The organism is Methylovirgula ligni, assembly GCF_004135935.1.
GTDB lineage: Bacteria > Pseudomonadota > Alphaproteobacteria > Rhizobiales > Beijerinckiaceae > Methylovirgula > Methylovirgula ligni.
Genome location: NZ_CP025086.1, coordinates 3064767 through 3085785 on the forward strand (window position 1 = coordinate 3064767; position 21019 = coordinate 3085785).

General features: G+C 61.0%; 24 protein-coding genes. 12 read left to right on the forward strand and 12 right to left on the reverse strand.

The window, feature by feature from the left end; translation table 11 throughout:
* Nucleotides 1–110 precede the first annotated feature (110 nt).
* A complete protein-coding gene (locus CWB41_RS14810; protein ID WP_115836405.1) occupies nt 111–530 on the forward strand; it encodes a Ros/MucR family transcriptional regulator in 420 nt (139 codons plus the stop codon).
* A gap of 18 nt (nt 531–548) precedes the next feature.
* Here CWB41_RS14810 and CWB41_RS14815 read toward each other — a convergent pair whose 3' ends face one another.
* The gene (locus CWB41_RS14815; RefSeq protein WP_115836404.1) at nt 549–980 is read right to left on the reverse strand and encodes a SufE family protein; all 432 of its coding nucleotides are present in this window, start codon (nt 978–980) and stop codon (nt 549–551) included.
* Nucleotides 981–1029: 49 nt separating this feature from the next.
* A complete protein-coding gene (locus CWB41_RS14820) occupies nt 1030–1470 on the reverse strand; it encodes a hypothetical protein (RefSeq protein WP_129396518.1) in 441 nt (146 codons plus the stop codon).
* A 377-nt stretch (nt 1471–1847) separates the two neighbouring features.
* On the opposite strand from CWB41_RS14820, the gene CWB41_RS14825 reads away from it, so the two are divergent.
* The 6 genes from CWB41_RS14825 (at nt 1848) to CWB41_RS14850 (ending at nt 6489) form a co-directional block, all read left to right on the forward strand.
* Nucleotides 1848–3674, forward strand: coding sequence for a PAS domain-containing sensor histidine kinase (locus tag CWB41_RS14825; RefSeq protein ID WP_165204390.1), 1827 nt, complete (start codon nt 1848–1850; stop codon nt 3672–3674).
* Nucleotides 3667–4374: a peptidoglycan-binding domain-containing protein gene (locus CWB41_RS14830; RefSeq protein ID WP_115836208.1), complete on the forward strand. Its 708-nt coding sequence runs from the start codon at nt 3667–3669 to the stop codon at nt 4372–4374. The genes CWB41_RS14825 and CWB41_RS14830 overlap by 8 nt, the downstream gene beginning before the upstream one ends.
* Before the next feature lie 87 nt (nt 4375–4461).
* Entirely contained in the window at nt 4462–5079 is a 618-nt protein-coding gene (locus CWB41_RS14835; protein ID WP_115836207.1) for a ParB-like protein, read from the forward strand.
* Between the two features lie 182 nt (nt 5080–5261).
* Nucleotides 5262–5666 (forward strand): hypothetical protein, encoded by a 405-nt coding sequence (locus tag CWB41_RS14840; RefSeq protein ID WP_115836206.1) that lies wholly within the window; start codon nt 5262–5264, stop codon nt 5664–5666.
* Between the two features lie 150 nt (nt 5667–5816).
* Nucleotides 5817–6056: a hypothetical protein gene (locus CWB41_RS14845; protein ID WP_181902956.1), complete on the forward strand. Its 240-nt coding sequence runs from the start codon at nt 5817–5819 to the stop codon at nt 6054–6056.
* Nucleotides 6057–6069: 13 nt separating this feature from the next.
* The gene (locus CWB41_RS14850; RefSeq protein ID WP_129396519.1) at nt 6070–6489 is read left to right on the forward strand and encodes a hypothetical protein; all 420 of its coding nucleotides are present in this window, start codon (nt 6070–6072) and stop codon (nt 6487–6489) included.
* On the opposite strand, the gene CWB41_RS14855 is transcribed toward CWB41_RS14850, so the two are convergent.
* Nucleotides 6476–7156, reverse strand: coding sequence for a hypothetical protein (locus CWB41_RS14855; RefSeq protein ID WP_129396520.1), 681 nt, complete (start codon nt 7154–7156; stop codon nt 6476–6478). The genes CWB41_RS14850 and CWB41_RS14855 overlap by 14 nt on opposite strands.
* A 366-nt stretch (nt 7157–7522) precedes the next feature.
* Nucleotides 7523–8623: an alpha/beta hydrolase gene (locus CWB41_RS14860; protein WP_245411229.1), complete on the reverse strand. Its 1101-nt coding sequence runs from the start codon at nt 8621–8623 to the stop codon at nt 7523–7525.
* On the opposite strand from CWB41_RS14860, the gene CWB41_RS16235 reads away from it, so the two are divergent.
* The 3 genes from CWB41_RS16235 to CWB41_RS14870 all read left to right on the forward strand — a co-directional run bounded on the left by CWB41_RS16235 (nt 8610) and on the right by CWB41_RS14870 (nt 10727).
* Nucleotides 8610–8876: a hypothetical protein gene (locus CWB41_RS16235; RefSeq protein WP_165203874.1), complete on the forward strand. Its 267-nt coding sequence runs from the start codon at nt 8610–8612 to the stop codon at nt 8874–8876. The two genes, CWB41_RS14860 and CWB41_RS16235, sit on opposite strands and share 14 nt — an antisense overlap.
* Before the next feature lie 56 nt (nt 8877–8932).
* Nucleotides 8933–10126: a GNAT family N-acetyltransferase gene (locus tag CWB41_RS14865; protein WP_115836202.1), complete on the forward strand. Its 1194-nt coding sequence runs from the start codon at nt 8933–8935 to the stop codon at nt 10124–10126.
* Between the two features lie 67 nt (nt 10127–10193).
* A complete protein-coding gene (locus CWB41_RS14870) occupies nt 10194–10727 on the forward strand; it encodes an HIT family protein (RefSeq protein WP_342633305.1) in 534 nt (177 codons plus the stop codon).
* A gap of 59 nt (nt 10728–10786) precedes the next feature.
* Here CWB41_RS14870 and clpA read toward each other — a convergent pair whose 3' ends face one another.
* From clpA to CWB41_RS14885, 3 genes are all read right to left on the reverse strand, one after another.
* Nucleotides 10787–13339, reverse strand: a complete 2553-nt coding sequence (clpA, locus tag CWB41_RS14875; protein ID WP_245411228.1) for an ATP-dependent Clp protease ATP-binding subunit ClpA — start codon at nt 13337–13339, stop codon at nt 10787–10789.
* A 15-nt stretch (nt 13340–13354) separates the two neighbouring features.
* On the reverse strand, nt 13355–13702 hold the full coding sequence (gene clpS, locus CWB41_RS14880; RefSeq protein ID WP_245411227.1) for an ATP-dependent Clp protease adapter ClpS: 348 nt from the start codon (nt 13700–13702) through the stop codon (nt 13355–13357).
* A 403-nt stretch (nt 13703–14105) separates the two neighbouring features.
* A complete protein-coding gene (locus CWB41_RS14885) occupies nt 14106–14462 on the reverse strand; it encodes a phasin family protein (RefSeq protein ID WP_115836200.1) in 357 nt (118 codons plus the stop codon).
* A gap of 353 nt (nt 14463–14815) precedes the next feature.
* Between CWB41_RS14885 and CWB41_RS14890 the strand changes: the two genes are divergently transcribed.
* Nucleotides 14816–16399, forward strand: a complete 1584-nt coding sequence (locus CWB41_RS14890; protein ID WP_245441056.1) for an SPOR domain-containing protein — start codon at nt 14816–14818, stop codon at nt 16397–16399.
* Between the two features lie 54 nt (nt 16400–16453).
* On the opposite strand, the gene CWB41_RS14895 is transcribed toward CWB41_RS14890, so the two are convergent.
* Both CWB41_RS14895 and CWB41_RS14900 read right to left on the reverse strand, forming a co-directional pair.
* Entirely contained in the window at nt 16454–17179 is a 726-nt protein-coding gene (locus CWB41_RS14895) for a DnaJ domain-containing protein (RefSeq protein WP_115836198.1), read from the reverse strand.
* A gap of 104 nt (nt 17180–17283) precedes the next feature.
* Entirely contained in the window at nt 17284–17688 is a 405-nt protein-coding gene (locus tag CWB41_RS14900) for a DUF1489 family protein (protein ID WP_115836197.1), read from the reverse strand.
* A gap of 55 nt (nt 17689–17743) precedes the next feature.
* Here CWB41_RS14900 and CWB41_RS14905 point away from each other — a divergent pair, with 55 nt between their 5' ends.
* Nucleotides 17744–18601 (forward strand): polyphosphate kinase 2 family protein, encoded by an 858-nt coding sequence (locus CWB41_RS14905; RefSeq protein ID WP_115836196.1) that lies wholly within the window; start codon nt 17744–17746, stop codon nt 18599–18601.
* Between the two features lie 88 nt (nt 18602–18689).
* Here CWB41_RS14905 and CWB41_RS14910 read toward each other — a convergent pair whose 3' ends face one another.
* The 3 genes from CWB41_RS14910 to CWB41_RS14920 are packed head-to-tail and all read right to left on the reverse strand — an operon-like array spanning nt 18690 to nt 20919.
* On the reverse strand, nt 18690–19397 hold the full coding sequence (locus CWB41_RS14910; protein ID WP_115836195.1) for a DUF1614 domain-containing protein: 708 nt from the start codon (nt 19395–19397) through the stop codon (nt 18690–18692).
* A 28-nt stretch (nt 19398–19425) separates the two neighbouring features.
* On the reverse strand, nt 19426–20079 hold the full coding sequence (locus tag CWB41_RS14915; protein ID WP_115836194.1) for a glutathione S-transferase family protein: 654 nt from the start codon (nt 20077–20079) through the stop codon (nt 19426–19428).
* Between the two features lie 3 nt (nt 20080–20082).
* Nucleotides 20083–20919 carry a tetratricopeptide repeat protein gene (locus tag CWB41_RS14920; RefSeq protein WP_129396521.1) on the reverse strand — a complete coding sequence of 279 codons (837 nt, stop codon included), beginning with the start codon at nt 20917–20919 and terminating at the stop codon, nt 20083–20085.
* Nucleotides 20920–21019: the final 100 nt, after the last annotated feature.

A 21019-nucleotide genomic window follows, 5' to 3' on the forward strand; every position in this document is an offset into this window, starting at 1 on the left:
TATCCAATAGGCATGTTATTCAAGTTTTTGTTCAAAGGATTTGCGTTCAGCAGATTTTGTAGTCGCGCTACTTCACAGTGTTAGCGGAAATTGCGAAGAAAAGGCTGAAAATGACTGAAACTCCCGGGACTGGAAATTACATCGAATTGGCTGCCGAAATCGTTTCGGCCTATGTCAGCAACAATTCTGTTCCTGCGAGTGATCTTCCCAGCCTGATCCATGAGGTTCATTCGGCCCTTGTACGGGTCACCGCCGGCCATCCGATCGCCGTGGTCGAAGCGCCAAAGCCAGCCGTTCCGGCCAAGAAGTCGATCACCAACGAATTCATCATCTGTCTGGAAGACGGCAGGAAGTTCAAGTCGCTGAAGCGCCACTTGCGGACACAGTATAATATGTCGCCCGATGAATATCGGGAGAAATGGGGCTTGCCTCCGGACTATCCGATGGTCGCGCCGAATTACGCCAAGGCGCGCTCCAACCTCGCCAAGCAGATGGGCCTCGGCCAGCAGCGCCGACGCAAGCAGCGCTAAACCTTTTCTGGCTTCTTCCTAACCTACGGCTTCCGCTGCTGCGCGGCGGGCATCGCGTGTGATCCGCTCGACCATCGAGCGCGTGCCATTGGTGCGCTGGCGCGTCAGATGCGCGGAGAGGCCGAGCTGATCGAACAGAGCCGAGGCGTCCGCCTTCAGGATCTCGGACGGTGTCTTGCCCGAATAAAGCGTCACGATCAGCGCCACGAGGCCGCGGACGATATGCGCGTCGCTGTCGGCACGGAACGTCAGGATCGGCTCGCCCTGCCCTGTCCGGTTGACCGTCGACTCCAGCCAGACCTGGCTGGCACAGCCCAGAACTCTGTTGGCTTCCGTATGCGCCTCCGGAGGAAGCGGTTCGAGCGTGCGACCAAGCTCGATGACATAGCGGTAGCGATCTTCCCAATCGTCGAGATAGCCGAAGTTTTCGATGATTTCGTCGAGACTCATGATCCAATCCAGGCAGGCGGGGTTGCCAACCACAATCCGTGCCAGAGAATCAGAAATCCGCCTCGGCACGGGATTGGTTCATAAGATATGCACGCCGGGTTGTCTTCTCCAGCTTGGGCTGAAGGCCGTCGCCAAGGGCGGTGAAGTCCGGCCGGCGCGGCGGCAGTGGGACATCCACGCGCCGGGCCACCTGAACCGGAGCAGCAGACGGCGCGACCGCGGAGGCCGGTGCGTGCTCTTGCCTCGCGGCGAGCCGCGAAAGCTGCGATGCGACGGCGAGGCATGTCGCGGGCGCGGCGGCGCAACGATCAGCGACCTGCGCCGCGGCTCCGCGCAACCAGCTCTCGGCGACAGGCGCAATCGATTGCACCGACGCGCTGGCTTGCGGCGGCGCTGGCTGCCGCACTGACGTTCCGTGAGTCGAATCTTCCGCGAAGATGGTGCTGAACACCACCCACAGCCAGAAGACGCAACGGATCAGGAAGAACATGCTTGTCTCATTCGCCCCTGCCAGAACCGGCGGCCGATGCTGCAAGATAACCCGGCCGCATAAAAATCGTCCCATTATGCGCGGGAGAATTCGAGGCTCCGGGTTTACGCTTTGCTGACTATTCCGGCGGCGCGCCCGGCCCGATCAGCAACAGCTTCTAAACCATAGCCGGAGAATTCGCGCTGCCGCCCCCTTCGGCGTGTCTCTCGCGACGGCCTTCCATTGCATTTCGAGACCCGGCTTAGCGTTCACTTAAGACGCCCCTGCGACTCTGGCTCCAGCAACATGGAGGATTCGCGACCTGAGGAAGATCGCGCCTCCGCATGGAAACACGCGAGCGACCGCGCATTGATTGCGCGGAAGCTGGAGTTCAGCGATTGAATTTCGCCGGTAGTCTCGAGAAGCAGATCGCCTCTCTGGTTCATTTCTCAGTCCTGCCTCATCAGGCCGAGCGGATGCGCCATGAGACCTTCCTGCTCCGCCGCTTAGCAAGCTCGCTGGCGATCATGTGCCTGGCACCGCTTTTCCTGGCGGTCTATGGCGCGCCCGCCATCTGGCACGCGCTGGTTTTCGTCTGGTGCATCGTTCCGATCGCGACCGTGCTCTTGCTCTCGCGGAGCGGCAATCTGCTTCTTGCACAGACGATCTGCGTCATCAGCTTCATCGGTGCCGCGGCGACCATCGCCGCCGGCGGCGGCCCCTGGGAAGCCGCTCTCATCTGGCTTGTTCTCGCGCCCTTCGAAGGCGCTCTCTCGCAAAATCTCAAGCTCGTGCTCGCGGCCGGAGGGCTCGCCGTCCTGGCGGCGATCGGCCTGACCTTCGCCGACGACATCGGTTTGCTGTCGACCGGCTTTTCCATCGGCCACGCCCCGTTGCTGGTGGTGCCCGCCATTCTCTATGCGACACTCGTGGCGCACGGCCTCGTCGCCTTGCAGACGCGCTGCGAACAGGCGGCGGACTTGCGCTCCCAGCATTATCGCGCCGTCTACGACACGCTGGGCGATCTCATCATTCATCAGGACCGCAATGGCGGCGCCGAATTTGTCAGCACGAATTGCTATGAGATTTTTGGCGTGCCGAGCGTCGAGCTGATGGGCCGCGGGCTGCTCGATCACATTCACGTCGCCGACCGGCCATCCTTCCTCAAGGCCATCTCCGACGCCGCCGCGTCGTCGCGCACGATCGTCGCCTCCTTACGCTTGCGGGCCGCGAGCGTCTCCGGAAAAAGCGCCTACGAGCCAAGCTTCCGCTGGATCGAAATGCGGGCGCGGCGTTTTGCGTTCGAGACCGATGGCAGGGCGGATGCCGAGCGGGTCATCTCGATCTTCCGCGATGTGAGCCAAGCCAAGCAGCGCGAGATGGACTTTGACGCCGCGCGCGCCGCCGCCGATGAAGCCAGTATCTGGAAGGATCAATTCCTCGCCAATGTCAGTCACGAGCTGCGCACGCCGCTTAACGCGATCATCGGCTTCTCCGAGATTCTCGCGGATGCCGAGCTGACGCCGGATGATAGCGCCAAGCAGCGCGAATATGCCGCGATCATCGAGAAATCCGGCCATCATCTGCTTTCGGTCGTCAACTCGATCCTCGACATGTCGAAAATCCAGTCCGGCGCGTTCGACATCCTGCCCGAGCCTTTCGCGCTGCCGCCGCTGATCGATCTGTGCTGCGACATGGTGAAACTCAAAGCGAGCGAAGGCGGCGTCGAACTCGTCCGTGCCTATCCCGAGGAGATCGACGAGATCGTCGGCGACAAGCGGGCCTACAAGCAGGTTCTGCTCAACCTGCTGTCCAACGCGATCAAATTCACGCCGCGCGGCGGCCGGGTCACCGTCAAGCTGCATCCCGATGGCAATAATGTCGTCGTCAGTGTCGCCGACACCGGCATCGGCATCGCGCCCAACGATCTTACCAATCTCGGCAATCCGTTCTTTCAGGCCGGGGCCTCCTACGACCGTCGCTATGAAGGCACGGGTCTTGGGCTGTCGGTGGTGCGCGGCCTCGTCGGCCTGCACGGCGGGACGATTTCGATTGAAAGCGAACTCGATCAGGGTACCTGCATCAGCGTTCGCCTGCCGCTCGATTGCCGCCGCCTGCCGGCCAGCAAGAATGCGACGGCCAGAATCGAGACCTTGCCGCGCCGCTCGCGCAGCGACGAACCGCGCCAATTCAGCAACGAAATGATGGTGAAGAAAATTGCGTGAAGCTCTCGCCCGTAGCGACAACGATTTCCTCGTCGCCGAACCGCGCCGCAGGAAGGCCGCCCCGCAGCCCAGCCGTTTCGGCACGTTGACCCGCATCGCCCGGTTCGCGAAACATGTCGTCAATTATCCGAACCGGATCGCTGGCGCTCTTCTGGTCGGCATCGCCGCCGCCATAGCCGTCAACGCACTTGAGCTGCAGACGGCGCGCCACCCGGCACCATTCTTTGGCCACGCCACGACACTCCCGCAGCAACCTGCGACCGCTCCCGAGGCCCCGCAGCCCACGCCGCAGACCATGGCCCCGACAGCGCCGCCTGCCGTCGCAATTGCACCAGCGCCAGAGCCGGTCGCAGCTCCGGTCCCCGCCGATCCACTCGGGCAATTCCTCCGGAAAAATGAGCAACCGGCGCCACGCCACCACACGGCGACCACGGCCGAGCCGCCGGCCCGGCCCGACCGCATCTCGCAAATTCTGGAACAGAACGGCGGCGCACCGCCAAAGCCGAACCGCACCGTACTTGCCGTGCAGCGCGCCCTGGTCAAACTCGGCTATGTGCTCCGCGCGGACGGAATTGACGGCGAGGCCACCCACCGGGCGATCGTGCAGTATGAAAGCGACCACCATCTGCCGGCACATGGCGAGATGAGCGCAAAACTGCTCCGCCAGCTCAGCGCTGAAGCCGGACTCGCCATTCCCTGAGCGTTTTCGCACAGCCCGGGCGGTTTACGCCACGCATTCTCCGGCCTAGTTTGCGGTCGGCCATTATGGGCCAGCGAGAGGCGTATCATGAGTGTGCGTGAACCCCTTTTAAAACCCGTTCCCCTGACCGACTTGCGCCCGACACAGATCACCGTCGGCTATCGCGAGGTAAAGGAAAAGCGCAAGCGCTGGAAAGAGCTCGCCGACGAAAAGGGCTCGGAATTCCTCGGCAAGCATATGATCCCGGTCATTCTCGGACCGAAGGAACGCCATTACGTCATCGACCATCACCATCTCGGCCTCGCATTGATCGAGGAGAAGGTGAAGGACATTCTGGTCAATGTCGTCGCGGATCTGCGGACCTTGCCGCAAGAAGCCTTCTGGGTTTTTCTCGACAATCGCGGCTGGATGCATCCCTTCGATGCGGACGGGCAGCGCAAGACCTACGCCGACATTCCCAAAGCGCTGACCGATCTCGTCGATGACCCGTTCCGTTCGCTCGCTGGCGAATTGCGGCAGGCCGGCGGCTACGCCAAGGACACGACGCCCTTCGCCGAATTCCTCTGGGCAGATGCGTTGCGACGGCGGCTGAAGCGGAAGATCGTCGAGACGGACTTTTCCCACGCCATCGAAAAGGCCCTCGCCTTCGCCAAAAGCGCCGAGGCGAGCTTCCTGCCCGGCTGGTGCGGCCCGACCGACGATTAATGCAGACCCAGATTTCCGTGGATGCATAGCTGGCGTGCGGCAACGCTCTTGATTTTCGCCGCGGCGCAGCGAAAGCTCTGGCTTACCCACCCAGCTACGGCTCTGTACGAGGGCGGTTTTGCGGCGCTGTCGCAAGCACCGGGTTTGTGCCGATCCCATCGCGAAAGTCCACGGAAGCCGACATGATCTCCCGCTTTTGGTTTCGTTTCTGCGTTTTCACCCTGCTCTGCGCCCCGCTGACCGGCGTGGCGGCGGCCCATCATGGCCACTCCCACAAACAAGCCGCTGTGACTGGATTCGACGGCACTTATCGCATCGACATCAAGACCACGGATGGAACCGGGAGCTGTGCCCGTTCCTACACCGGCACGATCAAGGTCCAGAACTTTCGCGTCATCGCGATGAGCGACCCTGCAGCGACCGCGGCAGGCGGCATCCTTGACGACGGCACCGTCTCGATCGCCCTGCGCAAAAACGATCAGGTCGCCAATGTCGGCGGCAAGATGAAGGGTGGCACTGGAAAGGGCTTCTGGTCCTCGCCGACCGCGTTCTGCGGCGGCCTCTGGCAGGCTGAGCGCGAGGACTAAGTGACTGTTTGAAAAGGTAACTTAACAAGCGATTTCAATAAGGTACAACTTTTACGATTATTTAGATCATCGCCTCTTGCATATTTACCATGCGCGCTCCACATGGCTGCCGCGAGCGGAGCATTGAACCTAGCCCGGTTGGAGATCGGCATGGCACTTTATAAATCCGGAGCCTATCTGACGCAGAGTGATGACGCAGCTTTTGACAAGGAATATTCCCCCGGCACAGCTCCTCCTCATTCGGGGATTTATCGCTGTATGGGCTGCCATCGCGAGGTTGTTGCGGAGGAGCAGAGAGCACTTCCTCCACAAAACCATCATCAGCACACGCCGTCTCAAGGGACGGTTCGGTGGAAAATGATCGTCTACGCCGATCACAGCCCGAAATAGCAGATGGCAGTTTATGAGCACATTGCATTATTCCATAATCGATTTCTTTGAAGCTCGCATGGGTGAGCACAATTGTGTCTCTGAGTACACACGATTGGACGTCGCGAACGAATATATCTATCAGATCAAGCGAACGGCGGGGCGCTCAACTGTAAGGGTGTTCCTGAGCGACGCCTATGATTTCGGGCTAGCAGACTACCTCGGCAGACCTCGGAAGCTTAGGAGTGGCGATTTCATCCTCATTGCCCGGCCGGAAAGCAAGTTCGATGGCGATCTAGTTGAACGTGCGAAGAAGGACGGCATTGCAATCGGGCAGATCGGTAAGCTGATGGGAGCGTTGAACTTGAACGACATGTCTAGCTACAAGAGCCCTGAGGAGAAAGAACGAGAGAAGAAAAGGGAGAAGAGCGAAGGTCGGCTCAAGATTCGCTGAATACGACCTCATGTTCCCCCGCCCTTGCAAAAAACTGCTCACGGCGCTCGCCTTCGTTCGCACAAAAGAATGTCGCGTGTAACCTTTTTCCAAAAGTGCGCTCAAATTCTGCCGCGACCCTCTCCCTGATCTGACGGGTATGGGCGGCTATCTGCCGCTCGCTGATAGGTTTGTACTCGATCACGACATCGACGTCATTGGTCGGATAGTTGTCGTGGAGAATTGATCCGAATAAATTCGCTTCGCGAACGTGCAGGCCATTGTTGGATAACTTGCTCTTTAGCCACTGCGTTGCTCGATTCCGTAATTCCTCATTTTTCAATTCTGCGATTGGCCTGTCATGAACTCCAACTCCAGAGCGATGCCACCATCGCCATAGATGAGCCAGCGCCAGCGCCAATATCCCGCAGCACAGCGCAATAGGGAGCCAAAGCACAACGGGTGTGAGAGAAACTATGCCAATTATCGAAGCGGCGAAAATTGCTAGACCGGTCAAAACGCCGGTCCAAAGCGACGGAAACGCTTTGACAATAAAATCCCAGAGCCAAGGGAAAAGCCACGCAAACAATGAAACGTCGCCGGTCCGTTGCCAAAGAAATTTGAGAGAGTTCCATATTTGCCGCATTTGAAACGACCATCTCTTCGTTGCATCGCGCTTACTCAGCACCGCTTACTCCTAATTTCGCTCGCGATGCTGATAATTTACAATTTTCCAGAATCCTCTCTCACTAGAGCAGACTCGGCCTCGGCGCTATCCGGTTCAGCATGATGTTGATAGCCGCCAACCGGAGCATGGCCCTACTCGAAAGGGTGAGCCGCTCGTAGTCGATGGTCAGCCGCCGGTAGTCGATGCGACCTATTTGGGTCGAGGGCGGTCTCTGAGTGGGCTCAGAAAATCGTGGATACCAACGAGGTGCCACGAGAGAACAGAGCCGAAGCTTTTCGCCAACTAATAAAAGCTATGCGAGTGAATCTCGGCGGCTAGAACTGTTTCCAGCCGACTTTTCAAACAGTCTCTAAGTCCGAAACCGCCTCAATGCGCCGTCGAAGCGGACGGTGATGAGGGAACCGTGCCGGCGGGCACTTGCGCACTGGCGCTGCTGGGCGCCGCGGCCGTAGCCGACGGCAAGGGCGAGGCGGTCACGTCATTGCTGACAGGCCTCTCGCCGAGGACGGCAGTCACATCCTCGTCCTGGATACGCCGACGCCCGATCTGCATGCCGATGGAGCGGACGACGTCCGGAATATCGGCATAGGCGTCATGGTCGATGAGGCCGTCCGACTTGCCGGAAAGATCGTAGACCTTCACGCCCAGCCGCGCGAGCGCGGAGCGGTCTGCGGGCTTGCGCGGGTCGAGCGCACCGACACGCGGGCGATCGCCTGCCAGGGTCCGCGACAGCGACAGCGCGCGGTCGTCGGCGGATACAAGCACGGAGAAGTGCGAGGCATCGAGACCGGCGAGCTGCGAGCGGAACACCGAAAGATCGATATCCGGCGCCGCGAGCATGACGAGGCCGAGCTTGCCATTGAGGCTCGGGCTGCCGGCGATGGCGCGCTCATGCAGCGCCTCCATCGTCAGCCAGGTCCCCATGGAATGGGCGAGGATATGAATGCGCCCGATGTCGGGCACGTCGCTCAAATCTTTCAAGAGATCGGCAAGTGCGTCGCGCGAGGCCGTGGCGCTTTCCCGCGCCGCCTCATAATCGAGGAGATTGTCGCTTGCCGGCCAGGTGAAGAGCACCGGAATGCCGCCGAAGCGCCCGTCCGTGACGATCTGGGCAAGACGGAAGCGCGCGGCGTCGAGGCCCGTGTTGAAGCCGTGAACGTAGAGAAGCACGTCACGGTTGGAGCCGATGCGGCCGGAAATATTGGTCGCGAGCTGATTGCGGAAATCTTCGCGGCTGAGCTCCTGCGCGCTCGCAACAGTGAAATGATGCGCCGGGTCGGCGGACCCGAAGGCAGGCCGCTCGATCTGGCCGGGGTGATGATCCGGCGGCACGCTCAAGATCTGCAGCGAATAGGCCGGACCATCGTTACGCATATGATCGACGCCGCCAGAACCATCCTGGCGGGTCGAAACGACAAAGGTCAAAATCGAACGCGGCGTATCGGCGTTGGCCATGAAGCTGGTCATCGCGCTCGTCGAACCGCAGCCCGAGAGAAGGCTCAGGAGCAGCAAACCGGCTAAAGAAAGTAATGGTGTGCGGCACCGACGTGCCCACGAAAAGGCCAACATTGAAAACCCCGCACGCCGCCTCCGGCGTTTGGCCGCGCCGAACCCTTTGTGCATGGCGCCAAAAGGTGACGATAATGGGACGCTGTTGCGCGATACCTCCCGCGAAAACATGGTTTTGGCCGTTTCTTGCTGCAAAAGCGAAGCGCGCTAAAATAGAAGCCTGCCCGGACCCACGGGCCGCACGCCCGTAGTCCACACCCGCACTCAATGACATCGCAATTCAAAATCCGCATCGCGCCGACCATCCGGGAGATTGACGCCCGGCAATGGGATGCCTGCGCCAATCCGGACGCCGATAGTCTCAACCAAGCTGAAGCAGAGCCTCAAGAAGAGAGGTTCAACCCTTTTATCTCGCACGCCTTTCTTGCAGCGCTGGAGGAATCCGGCTCGGTTGGGCGCGGCAGCGGCTGGCTGCCGGCGCATGTGCTGGTCGAAGATTCCGCCGGGCGTCTTCTCGCCGCAGCGCCGACCTACCTCAAGTCCCATTCCATGGGCGAATATGTCTTCGACCACGCCTGGGCCGACGCCTATGAGCGGGCCGGTCTCGACTATTATCCCAAGCTTCAGGTGGCTGTGCCGTTCACGCCCGCCACCGGACGCCGGCTGCTTGTCGCGCGCGGCGCAGGCGATGAAGCGCAAGCGGCGCTGATCCTCGGCCTGCGCAAATGGCGCGAGCAGGCGCAAGCCTCGTCGATTCACATCACCTTTCCGACAAAGGCCGAATGGCTCGCACTTGGCGAGGCCGGCTTTCTGCTCCGGACAGGCCAGCAATTCCACTTCGTCAACCGGGGCTATGAGAGCTTCGAGAATTTTCTGTCCGATCTTGCTTCACGCAAGCGCAAGATGATCCGCCGCGAGCGCAAGGACTCGTTGGCGGATGGCATCACCATCGAAACGCTGACTGGAACCGATATCGGCGAAGCGCATTGGGATGCGTTCTTCAAATTCTACACGGACACCGGCGCACGCAAATGGGGCCACCCCTATCTCAACCGCCGCTTCTTCAGCGAGATCGGCAATAGATTGAGCCCGCATATCCTGCTTGTCCTGGCCAAGCGCGGCGGGCGCTATATCGCCGGCGCGCTGAATCTGATCGGCCGGGATGCTCTCTATGGCCGCTATTGGGGCGCGATCGAAGAGCATCCCTTCCTGCATTTCGAGGCCTGTTATTATCAGGCGATCGATTATGCCATCGCGCACAAATTGAAGCGCGTTGAAGCCGGCGCGCAAGGCGAGCACAAGCTCGCCCGTGGTTATACTGCCGTTACAACCTATTCCGCGCATGACATCGCTGACCCGCGTTTTGCGACTGCAATCGACGATTATCTAACGCGCGAACGGCTCGCCATTGACGAGCAAATTGCCGAATATGCCGACCTCGGGCCTTTCAAGAAGGGCTGAAGATCGACGTCGCACGACGATTTATTCAACAAAATTCGATGCATCGCAGGGCTCGCGTAAGCATCGGATGGCTTTTATTGACGCGGAAGTCATCACGCTTCGAATCGTTCGAGAAGTCTTTTCGCCGCGCGTCGCCGTGATTATCGTGGCGGCATCAGTAACAGGGATCAAGGTCATGGCGCTCGTCTACGATAACGACAACGTCTTCGCGAAAATCCTGCGCGGCGAGATTCCCTCTTACAAGGTTTATGAGGACGATATCGCCCTTGCCTTTCTCGACATCATGCCGCGCATCGATGGCCATACGCTTGTCATCCCGAAATTTCCGGCGCGCACCTTTCTCGATGCGGATGCCGACAAGCTGGGCCAACTCATCAAGCGTGTGCAGAAAGTCGCCCGCGCGGTGAAGAACAGTCTGGGCGCGGAAGGCTTGACGCTGCTGCAATCGAACGAAAGCGCCGGCGGCCAGGTGATCTTTCACCTGCACTTTCACCTCCTGCCGCGCTGGGAGGGTGTTGAGCTGAAACCGGCGGGGAGCCAGATGGAAGCGCCCGAAGCGCTTCAGAAAATCCAAACCAAAATCGCCGCGGCACTAAAATAGAGCTGAAATAGAAAGGGGCGGCCGAAGCCGCCCCTTGTATATCGTGGCCTCAAGAGCCCTCAGCCCTGCAACGGCACATTGGGCACGATGCCGGACGGCTTGGCCTCGTCCTCGGCGCTCGTCTCGTCCGTGGTCTCGCCTTCGATTGCGGCATCGTCGTCAGGCTGATCCTCGTCGGGCTCACCTTCCGGCCCGTTGTCGTCGTCATCGTCGGTCGTCTTGGCCTTGCGCGCCTTGGCCCGGCGCACTTCCGGCTCCGGCCGCACGCGCTTCTTGCTGGCCTCGACGATATCCTTCTCCGGGCGCGGCAGAACCGGCCCTTCGGGGAAGACGAAGCCAAGCGTCTTGCTGCCGTCCTCGGCCGCAATGACAACGACGCGCACATTACCGCCGTTCTTCAGCCGGCCGAAGAGCACTTCATCAGCCAGCGGCGTCTTGATCGTCTGCTGGATGATGCGGGCCATCGGCCGCGCGCCCATCTGCTCGTCATAGCCGTGCTCCACGAGCCAGTTGCGCGCCTCGTCGGTCAGCTCGATCGTCACATTGCGCTCGGCGAGCTGGGCGTCGAGCTGCATGATGAACTTGTCGACGACCTTGGCCACGACTTCGGTCGGCAGATGGCCGAAGTTGACGACCGCATCGAGCCGGTTGCGGAATTCCGGCGCGAACATGCGATTGATCGCCTCGGTATCCTCGCCTTCCCGCTTGGTGCGGGTGAAGCCATAGGCCTCACGCTGCATGTCGGCGGCGCCGGCATTGGTCGTCATGATCAGGATCACGTTGCGGAAGTCGATCTGCTTGCCGTTGTGATCGGTGAGCTTGCCGTGATCCATCACCTGCAACAGGATGTTGTAGAGATCCGGATGCGCTTTCTCGATCTCGTCGAGCAGCAGCACGCTATGCGGATGTTGATCGATCGCATCGGTCAGCAGGCCGCCCTGATCGAAGCCGACATAGCCGGGAGGTGCGCCGATCAGGCGCGACACCGTGTGCCGCTCCATATATTCGGACATGTCGAAGCGGATCAGTTCCACGCCAAGGGCAGTCGCGAGCTGGCGCGCAACCTCCGTCTTACCGACGCCTGTCGGGCCGGAGAAGAGGTAGGAGCCAATCGGCTTCTCGCCGTCGCGCAGTCCGGCACGGGCGAGCTTGATCGCCGAGGTCAGCGCCTGGATGGCCTTGTTCTGACCATAGACCACCCGCTCCAGGGTCTGCGTCAGATGCTCGAGCACTTCGGCATCGTCCTTCGACACGGTCTTGGGCGGAATCCGCGCCATCGTCGCGATCGTCGTTTCGATCTCCTTGATGCCGATCGTCTTCTTGCGCTTGGCCTCCGGCACCAGCATCTGGCTCGCACCGGTCTCGTCGATCACGTCGATCGCCTTGTCCGGCAGCTTGCGGTCATGGATGTAACGGGCGGAAAGCTCCACCGCCGCCTTCACCGCCTCGTTGGTATAGCGAACCTTGTGATAGTCCTCGAAATAGGGCTTCAGCCCCTTCATGATCTCGATCGCATCCTCGACCGACGGCTCGTTGACGTCGATCTTCTGGAAACGGCGGACGAGCGCGCGGTCCTTCTCGAAATATTGGCGATATTCCTTGTAGGTCGTCGAGCCGATGCAGCGCAGAGTTCCCTGCGCCAGAGCGGGCTTGAGTAGATTCGACGCATCCATCGCCCCGCCGGAGGTGGCGCCGGCGCCGATGACCGTGTGAATCTCGTCGATGAAGAGAATCGCCTTCTTGTGGTTCTCGATCTCCTTCATCACCTGTTTCAGCCGCTCTTCGAAATCGCCGCGATAGCGCGTGCCGGCAAGCAGCGTGCCCATATCGAGGGCAAAGACGGTCGCGTCGGCGAGCACTTCCGGCACTTCGTTCTTGACGATCTTGCGCGCCAGGCCTTCGGCGATCGCCGTCTTGCCGACACCCGGATCGCCGACGAGCAGCGGATTGTTCTTATGCCGGCGGCAGAGAACCTGGATGGTGCGAAGCACCTCCGGCTCGCGGCCGATCAGCGGATCGATGCGCCCTTCCTTCGCCTTGCGATTGAGATTGACGCAATAGGCCTCGAGCGCGCCTTCCTTCTTCTTCGACTCGCCGTTGTCTTTGTCTTTTCCGTCGCGGCCGTCATCATCTTCGGCTCCGCGCGGTGTCTTGGAGGAATCAGACATACCGGGCCTCTTCGCTATACCGTGGCTGATGTAGTTCACCGCGTCGTAGCGGGTCATATCCTGCTCTTGCAGGAAATAGGCGGCATGGCTTTCCCGTTCGGCGAAAATCGCCACCAGGACATTGGCGCCGGTCACTTCCTCGCGCCCGGACGATTGGACATGGATCACCGCGCGCTGGATGACGCGCTGGAACCCGGCCGTGGGCTTGGCATCCTCGCGGCCGTCGCTGACGAGATTATCGAGTTCCTGATCGATATAATCGCGCAGGTTCTTGCGCAGAATATCGAGATCGACCGAACACGCCCGCAGCACCGCCGCGGCATCGCTGTCCTCGGTTAGACTCAATAATAGGTGCTCCAGCGTCGCATATTCATGGTGCCGCTCATTGGCGACTGCCAGCGCACGGTGAAGAGTCTGTTCGAGATTACGCGAGAAGGACGGCATGGCGGCTCAAACCTCTCATTTCTTTTCCATGATGCATTGCAGCGGATGCTGGTGCTTCCTGGCATAGTCCATCACTTGGGTGACTTTCGTTTCAGCAACCTCGTAAGTGAAAATACCGCATTCGCCGACGCCATGCTGGTGGACATGGAGCATGATACGCGTCGCGTCTTCGGCGCCTTTGTTGAAATATTTGCGCAGAACGACAACGACGAATTCCATCGGCGTGTAATCGTCGTTAAGCAACAGCACGCGATACATATTCGGACGTCGCGTCTGCGGTTTGGCGCGCGCGATAACCGCGGTGCCATTGCCCGGTCCCGGGTCACCGTTTTTTTGCTGATCTTTGGCCGCCCGTAACGGCATGCCCAAGCCTCCTGTCGCGCCAAAAGCACGGAGATGCCGGAAGCCTTTCCGACCGGCGCCTCCGGTCGACACAATCATAACCCCGGTTCTCGGCGCTCGCCTAGGCGAAACTGCGCTATGAATACCACTGCGAGCAATAATCCTGCCGACCTATGCAAGATAGAGACAATCGGGGAAGTTTCCAGAACGAGTGTGTCATCTCAAAGATAATTTATTTCGCTTTTCTATCGATTCGGCAATTTTCCGCCGCATCCTGCGCGGACTTGCGCGCAAATAAAAAGGCTCGACGAATGTCGAGCCTTCTGTGGTCTGTAGGGTGTTCCGTACGCCTGTACGCAATACTCAACTCACGCACCCGCCGGCCGGCGCAACGCCAGCCGCCCAGATGTATGGCGCGAGCCTTTTACTTCGGCGCCACGGTGCTCGCCACGGACTGAACCTTGGCGATGACGGTCTCTACCGGCTTGAAAGCTTCCTTGGCGAGACTGGCGTAGAGTTCGCCGATCTTGGTCGACTGAGCGACAAAGCCTTCGTAAGCAACCTTGGCATATTCGGACTGGATCTGGATCGCAGTGTCGAGCGACTTCGCGCCGACGAGCTTCTCCAGGTAGGCCGAGCCTGTCTCGAGCGAGCGCTTGGAATAATCGGTGGTTTCCGAAGCAATCGTCTGCAGGCCTTTGGCAAGAGACGACGCTACCGCACTGGCAGCTTCGAGCTGCTCTTTGCCAAACTTCTGGAAGTCCTCAAAATTCGCGGCCATGTTCTTCTGCTCCTTTGGTTGACGCGCATTGCATGCCAAAGAGGCTTTGCGTCGAATAAGCCCCGGGCCCGCGTTTTGAAATAGTGCATCGCACAATCGAAGTCAACAAAATTTTGCAGCGCAGCAAAAAATCCCGTTCTGACCCGCCGATCGGGGATTGAAACACTCTCCTTAACCTCGGGGTAACCGAAGTATTTTAGCCTCATTTTATCTTTTGGGCCAGACGCGGAAAATCACCGCGGGCCGCCGCGAGTGGCGGTTAAGTCCTTGAATAGACGTATTGAGGGAATAGGTGCGTGATGTTCGGGCGTAACTTGGCGGGACGTGGGCGTTCCTTGATCCTCGCGGGTTTCGTGGCCTCGCTGCTACCGGCGCTCGCCACGCCGGCGCAGGCCCACCACCACCATCATTACCGGCACCTCGCCCGTCATTCGCGCCATTCGGAACATAGCCGGTTCGCCGCCCATCATCGGCACGAGCGCCATTTCGCCGCGCATGGAGCTGCCCCCTCGCGGCTGGCCGAAATCGTGGTCGATTCAAATTCCGGCCGCGTGCTCTATGCGCAAAACGAGGACGAGTTGCGCCATCCGGCCTCGATTACCAAGGTGATGACGCTCTATCTCCTGTTCAAAGAGCTGGACAGGGGCCGGCTGAATCTGAGCTCGCGTCTGACGATCTCCCGCCACGCCGCCGCGCAGGCGCCGACGAAGCTGGGGTTGCGGCCGGGTCAGACGATCGCCGTCGATGACGCAATCAAGGCCATCGTGACCAAATCCGCCAACGACATCGCCGTCGCCATCGCCGAGAACATCGGCGGCAGCGAGGAAAATTTCTGCGCCATGATGACGCGCGAAGCCCATGCGCTCGGCATGATGCACACGCATTATGCGGATGCCTCGGGCCTGCCCAACGACGCGCAGATCACGACCGCCGCCGATCTCGCCATCCTCGGCCGCGCCGTCCAGGAGCGCTTTCCACGCTATTTCCATTATTTTTCGCTGGAAGAGTTCGCCTATCACGGTCAGCGGATCCGCAACCACAATCACCTGCTCGGCCGAATTCCCGGCCTCGACGGCATCAAGACGGGCTATACGAACGCTTCCGGTTTCAATCTCCTGACCTCTGTGCATTACCGCGGCCATGCCATCGTCGCCGTCGTGCTCGGCGGAGCAACCGCGGCGAGCCGCGACCGCGCCATGGCTGCGCTTATCGGCCGCGAGATCGGCGAGGCCTCGACGCGCCGCAGCGCGCCAATGATCGCGGAAGTCGCCGACGAACGCGCCAGCCGCCACGAGGACGTAGTGCCGGTGCAAGAAACGCGGGCGCGCGACTCCTCCCACGACTCCTGGGCAGCGCGCGCCGAGGCGCTGGGCATAGCATCGCAAGACGGCACCGACGTACCCTTGCCGGTAGAACGGCCGCGCCCTGCCTATATCGCCAGCACGCCGGCCGCGACCGACAACGATATGACGACCGGCAGCGTCAACCGCGCCGCGCTGGACGGCTCGACCGAGCGGCCGGAAGCTTCAACGACAACGCCCTCAACCTTGCATTGGGTCACTGGTCCCGCCCCGGCGAAATCCGCGCAAACGTCGCCCGGCATCAGCGATAGCGCCCTTGCCGCAGCGGGCATCTCGGTCAAGCCGCAATCGCGCACTGACGCGCCTGCCGCAGACCCGGAGGTCGCCGCGCACCCCGGCTGGATCATCCAGATCGGCGCGACCGATGACGAAGCCAAGGCGGGCGCACTGCTCGCCCGCGTCAAGGCGCGCAAGCTCAGCGCCCTCGACGACGCCGAGGCTTTTACCGAGAAAGTGCAGAAAGGCGACGCGACGCTCTACCGGGCACGTTTCGCCGGCCTCGATGCCGATGGCGCGGAGGCCGCCTGCCGCAGCTTGAAAAGATCCGGCTTCGGCTGTTTTGCAATGAAGAATTAGGGGATCGGTTTTATCCTCTTTGTCTAGAGGAAACCGGTGTGTACCGCGTAGGAGTTAGTGGTGTCTGCGCATCAGAACGTCCTTGGCCTCGTTGACACGAGCCGCCAGATCCGTCGGCCCCCCGTGGTCGGGATGCAGTTTCTTGATCAGGGACCGGTGCGAGCGCATGACATCGTCGCGCGTCGCCCCCTTGTGAAGGCCCAGGACCTCATAAGCCTCATCCTCGGACATTACGCCCGGACGGGAACGCGCCTGCGCGCGACGGCTCCGCGTGTCCGCACCCTCGTTTCCTGCCGCACGCCATCCGGGAAACCGGCGGTCCAGATAAGCCTCTAACAGCCGCGCGCCCTCCGGATCGTCACTGAGACAGAGCCGGTGCAACGCTTCGCATTGTTCGCGCGTCATATGGGCGAGTGACTTGCCTTCGTCCGGGCCGGCCAGCACCGTCCCGCACATCACGCCCGAAGCATGATCGACTTCCATTTCGATCACCGCCGAGCGCAGCCGCGATGTGGCGCCGGTTCGCCGCCCGGTCCCCGGCCCGGATCGCGCGGGCGGCGATTTTCTCGCACCCACCAGAAGCCAAAGACCAAATGCAGCCAGCACCAGGGCGCCATCGAGACTGCCGCGCAGCAGGGCGAGCCCCGCAAGCGCCAGAACGCCGAGACTGGCGAAACGGCGCAAGGCCAGTGCCAGCGCGGCAGGATTGGCGCGTGCGAAGGCTCTCGTGCCAAAGAGCGCGAGATAAAGGATGAGAACGCCGGCGAGGATATAAGGCAATCCGCCCTGCCCGTGTTAATGCCGCTTCACGTTCCTACGCCGGCGCGTTCCCGGCAAGCGACTTTGCGGGCAAGACGCGCATTTTTGCGTGACGGCATGCCGCGTCACAATAGACCAAGCGCCGCAAGCTCGCTGCGCAACGCTTCCGGCATTTCGGCGGCATCCTGGCTCGTCAAATCGGGCGGACAATCCTCGGGCGCGAGGTAGCGCCAACCCTGAAACGCCCGGAATGGCCGCGGCCTGACGCGCACGATCGCCCGGTCGAGCACCAGCCGGCAACGGCCGATGCCGTCCGAGTCCGTAAATGGCTCGATAGCTTCAAGTCCCTGGCGCGCGGCGATCTGCCCCTTGATGACCCAATAGAGCGAGCCCCCGTCGAGCAAATCCTCGGCGCGGCGCGGTACCATGCGCGTCACATGAACCGGCTGCCCGCGCTTGCGCGCCTGATAGTCCTCGAGATCGGCGATCGAATCCGCGCCGACGCAAAGCTTGAGCAGGTGAAGCGTCATTCAAAAGACCTCGCCGCACTATGACGGCGGCCCGGCGCCCGTGCTAGAAGCAGATATGGACTATCGCAAAAAATTCATCGTCCCGCCCGGCAAAAAGCTGCGCCTCGCCGACACCGACCCGGCCGACACCCGCGATCAAAAATCGGAGGCGGATTCCGCCGACCTCATCGAACGCTACCGGCAAAAGCTCGCCGATATGCAGACCCTGCTCTACGCCGAAGGCAAGCGGGCGCTGCTGATCGTGCTGCAGGCGATGGACGCCGGCGGCAAGGATGGAACGATCTCGCATGTCATGCGGGCGATGAACCCGCAGGGCGTCTCCGTCTCCCGCTTCGAGGCGCCGACGCCCGAGGAGCAGGCGCATGATTTTCTCTGGCGCGTCCATATGCGCGTGCCAAGGCGCAGCCAGGTGGGTGTCTTCAACCGCTCGCATTACGAAGACGTGCTGATCACGCGCGTGCACAAGGAGATCGACGCCGACACCTGCAAGGCGCGCTACGAACAGATCCGCGATTTCGAGGCGGAGCTTTTCGACAGCGGCACGCATATCCTGAAATTCTTCCTGCACATCAGCGAGGAGGAGCAGCTCGCCCGTTTCGCCCAGCGGCTCGAAGACCCGCATCGCAACTGGAAGATCAGCGAAGCCGATTATACGGAACGCGCGTTCTGGGACGATTACATGGACGCCTATCAGGACGCCCTGAGCGCGACGAGCACCAGGGACGCGCCGTGGTTCGTCATCCCGTCGAACCACAAATGGTTCCGCAATCTCGCGATCTCACAAATCGTCGGCGACACGCTGGAGGATTTGGGCATGAAATATCCCAAGCCCCATGTCGATCTCGACAAAATCCGCCACGACTATCACGCCGCGGTCGCGGAAGCCGATGGCAAGAAGAAGCGAAAAGGATAGTCAGGATTCCGTCATTGCGAGCGGAGCGAAGCAATCCACGGGCAAAAACTGGATTGCTTCGTCGCTTTGCTTCTCGCAATGACGGCGTCTACCTGCCGAGCGCCGGCTGGGTGCGCGGCCCGGTAATGCTCGCCAGCAGCACCGCCAGTACGCCGGTGAGGAAAATGCCGTCGAAGGTCCCTGCCCCACCGATGGACGCCACCGGCGCGCCGAGGCTCGCGACCTTGCTCAAATTGGAAAGATCGGCACCGATCAGCACGCCGAGACTGCCGCTGATATAGGCAAGCGGGCCGGCGTAGGGACGCGAGAGCAGCACCGCGACGATGGCGGTAACGATCGGCGGGACAAAGATGGGCAGCGCGATGCCGACGCCATGCACCGGCGTCGCAAGCTGATGGGTGATGACCGCGACGATCGCCGTGCCCACCGCGCCGAGGACCCACAGGTCATATTTGATCAGGATATAAAGCGAGATCAGCACGGGAATGACGCAGCCGCCGACATTCACGGCGACGACCGTGCCCTGCCAGTCGGCAACGGGCACGACATATTGCACGCCGAAATAGTCGATCACCTGGCTCGAAACGCCCGGGTGGCTTTGCAGATAGAACAGCGGAATGTTGACATAGCTGCCGATGAGCGAGCCGAAGAGTATGAAAAGCGCGGCCGGCGAACTGAGCCCGGCGCGGGTATAGGCGAACATCAGCGCGCGGACTTCGACCCAGACGACGAGCAGAAAGAAAACGCCGCCGAGCAACAGAAAGAAGGGCAACGACAGCGGCCAATAATGCATCATCGTATGGCTCCCTCGCCCTGGTATAAACCTAAACCTCTTCGTATTTGGCGACGCGCCAGGTCTCGCTCACGGCGTCTTTCTGCCAATTACGATAAGCCGGGAGAGCCATCACCGCGTCCATATAGGCGCGGGTCGCGGCGCCGACCGGCACATCGTAGATATGCAGCCGGTTGACCACCGGCGCGAACATCGCATCGGCCGCGCTGAAACCGCCGAAAAGAAAATCTCCGCCCGCGCCGAACCTCTGCCGCGCATCGGACCATGCCGCCTCGATCCGCGCAACATCCGCCGCGGCCTCCGGCGTCAGTTCGCGGCGTTTCACCGCACGGCGCATGTTCATCGGCAGATGCACCCGCAATGGCTGGAAGCCGGAATGCATCTCGGCGGCGAGCGCACGGGCGATCGCCCGTGCGTCGCGGGCGCGCGGCCAGACCGGAATATCCGGATAAATCTCGGCCAGATATTCGAGGATCGCGAGCGAATCCCAGATGACGAGATCGCCGTCGATCAGCGCGGGGCAGCGCGCCGACGGCGAATATTTGAGAATATTCGCCCGCGTCTGTTCCTCACCCAACGCGATCGCGATCTCGTCGAACGGGATCGCGAAATGCCGCATCAGGATGAAGGCGCGGAAAGACCAGGACGAATAGCCCTTGTTGGCGACAACGAGCGTCAGAGACAAAGGCTAGTCCTTCTCGCCCAAAGCCTTGAGCTCGACCGTCGCGGCGGTGCGCTCCTCGACCGAATTGAAGCAAACGTCGAGCGCGTGATTGAACAATTTGATTGCCTCGTCCTTGTCGCCGTCGGCCAGTGAGAGCTCGCCGGCATAGAAGCCGACATCGCACATCCGGGCCTTGGAGATTTTCTGATCGACGTGCTGGGCTGCGATGATCACATCATGCGGCGTCGACTGTCCCGCATAGAGCAACACGAGAGGTCCGGGCCACGCGCCCATGTTCACCTGCGTGCTGGCCTTGGCGAGATCGGACGGCTTGGCGCCGAGCCGGCGCTTGGTGAGTTCAAGCCAGAGCAGCGCATAGGTGTCGCTGGGCGTCAGCGCGAGTACCTGCTGGAAATCCGCCTCGGCCTTCTCCTTGCCGCCGCTCAGGAACTCGGCAATGCCGCGGCCTTTGTAGGATAGCGCGTGCTTGGGGTCGAGCTTGACCGCCTCATCGTAATTGCTGATCGCCTTGGCGAAATTCTCCTCGGCCAGATAGGCCTTGGCGAGGTTGTTGTAGGCGTGGGCATAACCCGGTTCGAATGTCGTGGCCTCGGTCCAGGCCTTGATGGAATTATCGAGATCGTTCTTCGCGTAATAGCCGATCCCCAGGTTGAAGGCCGCAACCGCCCGATCATGCGGGTCGACGCTCTTGTCGGCGGCGATGTTGCCGCAGCCCTGGATCGTCAAGTCGGCATCGCCCATCTGCTGACAATGCTGAATATCGAGCGTATCGACCGCGAAGGCCGGCGCGCTCGCGAGCGCCAGCGGCGCGATGGCCGTAACCAACCACAAAAAACGCATTCTCTTTCCTTCCCTATCTTCGATCGCGCCTTCGGTCCTGCCGAAACCGGACAATTTCTTGTTCGAGCATGAAAATCTGCGCGGATTTATTGACTTATGG